The sequence below is a fragment of the Lentilactobacillus sp. genome (assembly GCF_040773105.1).
In the GTDB taxonomy this organism is placed as follows: domain Bacteria; phylum Bacillota; class Bacilli; order Lactobacillales; family Lactobacillaceae; genus Lentilactobacillus; species Lentilactobacillus parabuchneri.
In genome coordinates, this window is sequence record NZ_JAXGWW010000323.1 from 1 (window position 1) to 1,715 (window position 1,715).

Annotated in this window: 1 protein-coding gene, 1 other RNA gene and 1 pseudogene; 2 read left to right on the forward strand and 1 reads right to left on the reverse strand. The window is 41.0% G+C overall.

The window, feature by feature from the left end; genetic code table 11:
- Nucleotides 1-284: pseudogene (locus tag AB3112_RS11305) on the reverse strand (hypothetical protein); the annotation flags it as partial.
- Nucleotides 285-409: 125 nt separating this feature from the next.
- Between AB3112_RS11305 and AB3112_RS11310 the strand changes: the two are divergent.
- Together AB3112_RS11310 and ssrA are read left to right on the forward strand one after the other, a co-directional pair.
- A complete protein-coding gene (locus AB3112_RS11310) occupies nucleotides 410-1,183 on the forward strand; it encodes a Cof-type HAD-IIB family hydrolase (protein ID WP_367334550.1) in 774 nt (257 codons plus the stop codon).
- Nucleotides 1,184-1,235: 52 nt separating this feature from the next.
- Nucleotides 1,236-1,602: a transfer-messenger RNA gene (gene ssrA / locus AB3112_RS11315) on the forward strand.
- Nucleotides 1,603-1,715 lie beyond the last annotated feature (113 nt).

Below are 1,715 nucleotides of genomic sequence, written 5' to 3' on the forward strand. Positions count from 1 at the left end.
AATGGGGCAACATCCAACCTGCGGAATGTTTTTCGAATATTGCGTTTTGGCAGCCAGCCCGATAAATCCCCAAACGTAAAATGATACCAAACAAGTTTGTTAAAAAAGCGAATTTCATCGATCAAAAAATCCTGTGCCTTAATATCGTCAGGAATCCTCGTTTTATCTTTTGAAGTCACTTTTGTTTCGGCGTCAGTTGCCAAGTACCAATGCTCACCAGGAATGCGGCGTAATCGCACAAAGAACCGGCTGGTCTTTTCGCTGGCAATGGTTGTTTTTTTCAATCGTCTCACCTCATATATACTTCATTTTACCAATAAAATAAGAAACTTGCTTGGAAAGTCTTAATATTGTTATGATAGGAATGTTGATTATACTTTAATATTTATCCGGATAGGAAGGTTTACCTATGTATAAAGGAATTGCGTTCTTTGACCTAGACCATACGCTTTACAATGAACATACCCGCGTCGACCCTGAAGTTGCCGATGCTATGCATCAACTTAAACAAAATAATGTTCTGCCAGTCATTTCAACTGGCCGAAATTTATTTGAAATCCCAACTACCATGAAACAAACGGGAATTGATACGGTCGTTTCTGCAAACGGCAGTTACGTTGTCTTTGAAGGAAAACCCGTCTACAAAGCGCTGATTGATAAACAAGTGGCGTTGGACTTTATTCAGTTTGCCAAAGAAAATCATGAAGCCACCACCGTTATGAACAGTGTTGGTGCCAAGATTAACTTCATCAACGACATTGTCCGTGGTAACTACAACTTTATCAATTCAAGAATGCCAAATCTGGGCGTTGAAGATTTTGTTAACAAACAGGAAGTCGTGATGATGTTAATTAACACCAAGGGGCCTGATGAACGTTATATTGATCGCTTTAATGATACGCTGACTTTCTTTAGAAACACACCATTTAGCATGGATATTGTGCACAAGGGCAGCTCCAAGAAGAAAGGAATTCAAGAGCTAATTGCCAATGCAAAATTAGATGGCATCCCCACCTATGCATTTGGCGACGGCAATAATGACATCCCCATGTTAGACTTCGTTGACCACCCCGTTGTTATGGAGAACGGCCTCGATCACGTTAAAACCTACGCGGAATTTATCACAACTAAAAATACCGACCACGGAATCGTCAATGGATTGAAACATTACGGCTTACTTTAAAGTCAGATTGCTTCTATCTTGTCGTTGAATATGATAAGATACAATATGTATCGGGGTCGTTATGGATTCGACGGGTATAGGTTGAGCCTGGATTGCGTTTCGTGCTGCGTCACGTAAAAACGTCCAGTTTATTATAACTGCAAAAAATAATAACAATTCTTACGCATTAGCTGCCTAATAAGCGCTTAGCGTAGATCCTCCTAACTTCGCCCATGGGTTAGATCTGGGTCCTAAATTAAGTGGGCTCACGCAGTTTGCTCCCACCTGAAGCAAACTGAAGAGACTAATCAGGTTAGCCTACTGTGGGTGCCTTGATTTATGGCGTTTCAGCAGGTGAATTTTAAATAATAAATCTACGAACGTAGATATCTAGGTGGCAATATGCTCGGACGCGGGTTCAACTCCCGCCGACTCCATTGATAGTAAAAATCCGGTTATAACCAATGCGTGAAGCGTTGGTTACAACCGGATTTTTCGTCTTCAATACATCGCTCAATCGTAAATCCGTGAAAAAACCAGTTAACTGCCGCTC